The organism is candidate division WOR-3 bacterium (assembly GCA_016867815.1).
GTDB lineage: Bacteria > Hydrothermota > Tepidihabitantia > Tepidihabitantales > Tepidihabitantaceae > UBA2258.
Genome location: VGIR01000129.1, coordinates 1 through 5,827 on the forward strand (window position 1 = coordinate 1; position 5,827 = coordinate 5,827).

General features: G+C 60.4%; 4 protein-coding genes. All 4 read right to left on the reverse strand.

The genetic code is table 11. The features are described 5' to 3' along the window. Positions 1 to 648: excinuclease ABC subunit B (locus tag FJY68_13030; GenBank protein MBM3332748.1), on the reverse strand; the 648-nt coding region annotated here is incomplete at its 3' end. Between the two features lie 485 nt (positions 649 to 1,133). Next, positions 1,134 to 3,350, reverse strand: coding sequence for a hypothetical protein (locus FJY68_13035; GenBank protein MBM3332749.1), 2,217 nt, complete (start codon positions 3,348 to 3,350; stop codon positions 1,134 to 1,136). Positions 3,351 to 3,352: 2 nt separating this feature from the next. After that, positions 3,353 to 5,020, reverse strand: coding sequence for a PEGA domain-containing protein (locus FJY68_13040; GenBank protein ID MBM3332750.1), 1,668 nt, complete (start codon positions 5,018 to 5,020; stop codon positions 3,353 to 3,355). A 91-nt stretch (positions 5,021 to 5,111) separates the two neighbouring features. Further along, on the reverse strand, positions 5,112 to 5,827 hold a 716-nt coding region (locus tag FJY68_13045), incomplete at its 5' end, for a caspase family protein (GenBank protein ID MBM3332751.1).

The following is a 5,827-nucleotide window of genomic DNA, read 5'->3' on the forward strand; positions in this document are numbered from 1 at the left end:
GACCCGCACTCCGTAGTCGCGGTGCGACGGATGGACATCTACTACGTCACCCCGGACGCGGAACGTCGACCGCTTCAGGTCAACGTCGTTCCGCGTATACTGGAGCTTCACCAGTTCCTCAAGCAGGTGCTCCCGGTCCATGTCCTTGCCGATTTCGACCGGCAGAATCGAGTTGCGGAACTCCCACGGCTCGCCCAGGTTGTAGATGCAGGATACCGAGGCAACCACAATCACGTCGCTCCGCTCCACCAGCGCCGAAGTGGCCCGCAGCCGCAGCCGCTCAATCTCCTCGTTGATGGAAGCGTCCTTCTCGATGTACAGGTCGTGCTCCGGAACGTAGGCCTCGGGCTGATAGTAGTCGTAGTAGGATACGAAGTACTCAACCGCGTTCTCGGGGAAGAAGCCCTTGAACTCGCCGTAGAGCTGCGCGGCCAGGGTCTTGTTGTGCGACATGATGATAGTCGGCCGGTTCAGCCGCTCGATGACATTCGCCATCGCGAACGTCTTACCAGACCCGGTAACGCCCAGCAACGTCGCGTACTTCGCCCCGCCGCTGATGAACTCGCACAGCTTGTCGATGGCCTCAGGCTGGTCTCCTGACGGACGGAATGGAGCAACGAGTTTGAACTGCTGCTGCCTTTCGTCCATCAGCTAGCCTCTTTCCATCTGGCATTTTGCGATTTGCACTTTGCATTCTGCAGTTTGAATTGGCGGCGCAGCCGCTGCTGGCTGGTCACCGCTAGGTCTGAATGGAGCTACAAGCTTGAACCTGTCCTTCTGGTCACTCATAGCCGAATCTCCGCGTCACCCCCTCCCTTCCATTCCCTCCCCCTTGCAGGGGGAGGGAGAGGGTGAGGGTAGGCGTCATGCGTCTAGCGTTTGGCGTCAAGCGTCATCCCCGGCTGGTCTCCGGACGGCTTGAACGGCGCTACAAGTTTGAATCTGTCCGTCTGTTCAGTCACAACGAGATTCTGAGACTATGCTAGATTGGCTCAAGCGGACGTTGGATCCATCTATCCGGAACCAGAAAGTCGGAAACCCAAGGCCGGCTGGCACTAGCCACTAGCTGTCGGCCGCTGCCGATGCGCCGACGCCGGTTACAGACACGGCGTAGTGCGTGTCGGCTGAGAAGCTCACCTCAGCTTCGCGACGACCCGGCTTTCGTCGCCGGAGAACGTCGGCGTCTGGATGCGGTTGTGAAGGCGCTGGGCCCAGTAGGAGACGTTCTCGGACACGTACTTCCGGAACTCGCCGACGGTGATGGCCTTGTCCTTGTTGGCGTCGGCCTCACCTTGCAGGCCCTTCAGGAACCAGTACGTGAACAGGCCGTGTCGTTTATCGGAGTACCACGACGCCACTTCGCCCGCTCCACAGGCCGTGACCACGTTCATGTTGCCTACCGGCTGCTCTGTGACTGCTGCAACCGGCAAGGGGCTGGCCTGCTCAATGATCATACCCTTGTCGTAGGCACCGGAGAAGCACGCGTCCAGCACAACCGTCATGCTCTTGGCTGGAACTTGGCCGAGGTTCTCGTAGAACGTGCTGAGCGGATAGCCCTGCAAGTCAATGTAGCTCGGCTGGGCATCGGTCGGGACAAGGTACGCCTCTTTGGTCTTCAGGTCCGGCGCCCCATGGCCAGCGTAGTATACAAACACGTCGGACTCATCCTTGCGAACGTAGTTGTAGAGCTGGCCCTGCGGCTTGCCCTTAATCCCGAACACACCCTCCAAGTCAGCCTTCGAAGGATTCTGTAGGAATATGACGTTCTTCGCATCGTAGCCGAGCGCTTTGACCAGGTACACCTGTATCAGTGAGGCATCCCTCAATGCATATTCAGCCGTTGGCACCTTGGTATAGTCCCTGACAGCAACTACAACGGCGACCGCATCGGGATTGCGCATAACCGCAGTGGGGATGCCAGTGTCAACATCGGCAACGAGAGAAAGTGGACGCCTTCCCTGGGCCAAACCCGTGTCCACAGGGGCGATGGACACCTGCTCGAGACGTTCAACCGGACGATTCAGCGGGAAGTGCAGACCTATGTCCTTGCAGAACTCCGGCCGGGCCTCGCGCACCGAAGCAGTCAGACGCAGGCTCTCGGCCTCAAACCGTGCGCCGACGAAGATTGGGAAATCCAATCTCTTCCACGCTCCAGGTTCGAGACTGCCTAGGTCGAACACGTCTTCGTTTCCCAGATACCTGACGCCGGTCGGCGTATGCACCTGGCACTCCACCTCATCGGCCTTACCCTTGCCCCGATTCAGCACCACAAACGAAACTTCCGCTGACTTGCCGGGGACAACTTCACCCTCAGCGACACCTTTCTCGTGGACTACCAGGTCGGGCGGCTCGAACTGCCTTGCCTCGAATCTGAGAAGCACTGGCGTCGCGTCGGCCTGAAAGTACGGTTCCAGCAGCTCAACCTTCAGCTCGACTGTGTCCGTAGGCAGCGATCTGTTCGCACTCACGGGTACGACTACGCGCTTCCTCTCACTCAGCTTCAAGTCTCCGACCGGATAGGTGGCCGGCACCCGCAACCCGGGAATCACGCGCGCGGAGGTGAGCTTCGCCTGGATGTCGTTGGCAATACCCTTCCCGGAATTGGCCACCGTCAACACGATCCGGCCCGACTCGTCACCGTCGAGGGCGAGGTCCCGGTCGCCTGTCGAGTCATCAAAGGTCGCAGCAAACGACAGCGCTGGCGGGAAGCGTTCCGGTGGCTGCGTAGCGCCGAGCACTCCGTTATCGCCCACCGTCACGCCGGCCCGAGTAACCGGGGATGACTTCGAGTACACCCAGAGTTCTGCTGTCCCACGGGACTGCTTCAGCCGCGGGAAATCGCTCAATGGTATGACGACCACGCCGTTCCTGCCGGCAACGTACTCCTTGGTGAACGCCCGGTCGGCCGACTGGGCAACAATCCTCTCGCCCGGGGCCGGTTCGAAGTCAGCACGGACCTTGCCAGCGTCCACGGTTCCACGCTTGTAGGCGACAAGCGCGGCCACTACCGGCGCAGCCGCCGCAACGCCGATTGAGTACTGCCCCATGGCAACGCGACCTTGCGACCACATCAATCCGCCCAGCGCGGAAAGGCCCAGTGCTCCGCCGACGTTCCCGACCCAGCCCCAGGTTGACAGTCCGCGCCGATAGCCGACCTTCTGTCCCGGCGCAGGCGCAATGCGTCGCGTGCACTTCACCCCCACCGCCGGTTTCCGCTTCAGAGTCGCACTACTGGCCTCGACCTTGTACTCGTAGCCGGCTGCCCGGTCAGTCGGCACGTATTTCGTGGTGCAGCCAGCCAGAGCCCCCACGCACACCAGCCACAGGAGTCGCCTGGAATTGATCCGCACGACTACCTTGCTCCGACCACTCGTACCATTTCCAGGCTACCGTAGCTGTAAGTCACATAGACGCGGTTCTGAAGGGCGTTGTACGCAAGACCGTAGGAGTCGTAGGTCATGTTGTCCAGACTATCGACAACGGAGTTGGTAGGGCAGTCCATCACCTTCAGGTGATCGTTGTTGTAGCCTTCTGTGCAATAGACCTTGTTGTTCGCGCTGTTCCACACCAAGGCGGTCGGGTTGCCGACTCCTCCCACCGTCGTGATGACTGAGTTCGTCGCGCCGTCAATCACAGACACGCTGCCGCCGTCCGCGTTCGCACAGTAGACTCGGTTGTTCTTGGAGTTGTAGCACAGGGCGTAGGGACCACGTCCCACCGACACCGTGGCGGTGACCGAATTGGTCGCACCGTCAATCACGGATACGCTGTTACTGTTGTAGTTCGCGCAGTAGACCTTACCGTCCTGGGGGTTGAAGCAGAGAGCACGGGGGCCGTCTCCAACCGCCACCGTAGCGACAACTGTGTTTTGAGCGCCGTCAATCACGGATACGCTGTCGTCATCGCGGTTCGCGCAGTAGATGCGGTTGCTCGTGCCATTCCACGCGAGCGCCCGAGGGTAGTGGCCGACCGCGATCGTTGTGACATACGCACCCGAAGCACCGTCAATGACGGTTAGGTTGTTGCTCGAGTCGTTTGCGCTGTAGATACGGTTGTTGGTTTCGTTCCAGACCAGAGCACGGGGATCGTTGCCCACGCCAACGGTCCCGACTACGTTGTTGTTGGCACAGTCTATGACAGCGACTTGGTCCACCCGCGCGAGCGCGCAGTAGAGCCTGTTGTTCGTGGCGTTCCAGGCCAGTGCCCAGGGAGATGAGTAATCCGCGAAGACAATGCTGTCTATGACCGTGTTAGGGTAAGGGTTAGAGGTCAAGGTCGCGTCCACTATCGCCGTGTCGCCCAGCGCGACGGACACTGTGTCCTCCCAATCGTAGTAGTCGGTCTTGGTTAGCCGCACGATTCGGTTACCGGTCGGTACGTTGGGGACAACGCAGTTCGTCGCGTATCCCGAGCTTCGGCCGTCTATCCAGACCGCGGCTCCGGTCGGCGTTGAGGTAACCAGAATCGCGCCGATGTCCGCGACAAGCGTTGCCGCGACTTGAACGCGTTGCTTGTAGACCGCAGTGACCGTGTCCTCCCAGTCAAAGTACCCGGGCTTGGTCAACTTGACCGTGTGCTGGCCCGGCTTCACATCAGTAAGCACACAATTGGTCGTATCGCCGGTTTCCTGCCAGTCCAACCACACCTTTGCGCCGGAAGGCGTGGAGGTAATCTGCAGCTCCGCGACCGGGTTCACCATGATGCTGGCCGTGCCCCAATTGCCCCGGCGGTCAGTGGCCCTGGCCTTGACGATGTGCTTGTTGGAGTCCGGCATGGTGTAGGTGAAGCCAAACGAGTCTTCGGTGCTCTCGTGCACGAACAGGTCGTCCACGTAGACCAGAACCTTGCTCAGGTTGGCGTCGGCCGCCCTAACAATGATCTGGACGTCGCCGACTACCTGCGCGCCGTCCGGGGGCGAGAGTATCTCGACCTGGGGAGGCTGAACGTCGAAGGCGTCCTTGCAGCCCAGCAGCAGCGTCAACAGAAGGACTTCTGGAATCACACGTCGCCAGTGACGCATATTGTCTCCTTTGTGTTGCCGATCCCCATTCTCCGGCTCGGACGCGCCACCCGACGTTCGTGTCGTGAGGATTGCCCGCAAGTCGTAGTCATCACCTGATTCTCAGTAGCTCCTTGCCTGCTGCACCTCGGATCTCCGGCGTCTGGTCGCGGTTGTAGAGGAGACGGGCGAGGGGCGGGACGTTCTGGCGCACATATTCGTCCAGTTCCCCCACAACAATCCTGCCGTCCCTATCAAGGTCCGCCTCGCCCTTCAGCCCTCTGAGTAGCCAGTAGGTGAACAGGCTGTGCCGCTTGTCGCGATACCAGCAGGCAAGCTGGTTGCTCTTAGCAGCGGTCATGACGAGGGAGTTGGCAGGAACATCTTCTGTCACGCTCGCGACCGGAACCGGGCTGGCATCGCGCACAAGCGTTCTGACCCGACCACTGGTGTCTGGTGCCTCGCCCGTGAAGCAGGCATCCAGCACAACGATCAGGTCCTTTGCCAGCACCTTGCTGAGGTTGGAGTAGAATAGGTCCAGGGGATAGCCGTTCTGCTCGATGTAGTCCGGGCTTGCGTCGATGGGCACAAGATACCCCCTTTTCTCCCTGACGGATGGTGCGCCATGGCCCGCGTAATACACGAACACATCGCAGCGGCCCGGTTTGGCCGAAACCAGATTGTAGAGCTGTCCATCGGGCCGGCTGGCAGTGCCGAACACCCGATTCAGATCTCCGCTCGTCGGGTCGGGCAGGGTAATGATATTGCCGTCCAGATACCCGAGCGCTTCAATCAGATACTTGCGCATGGCCTCAGCGTCCTTGGCCG

Excerpts from the sequence above, each read along its gene's own strand:
- FJY68_13040 (MBM3332750.1), bottom strand. The coding sequence starts at position 5,020 with ATGCGTCACTGGCGACGTGTGATTCCAGAAGTCCTTCTGTTGACGCTG.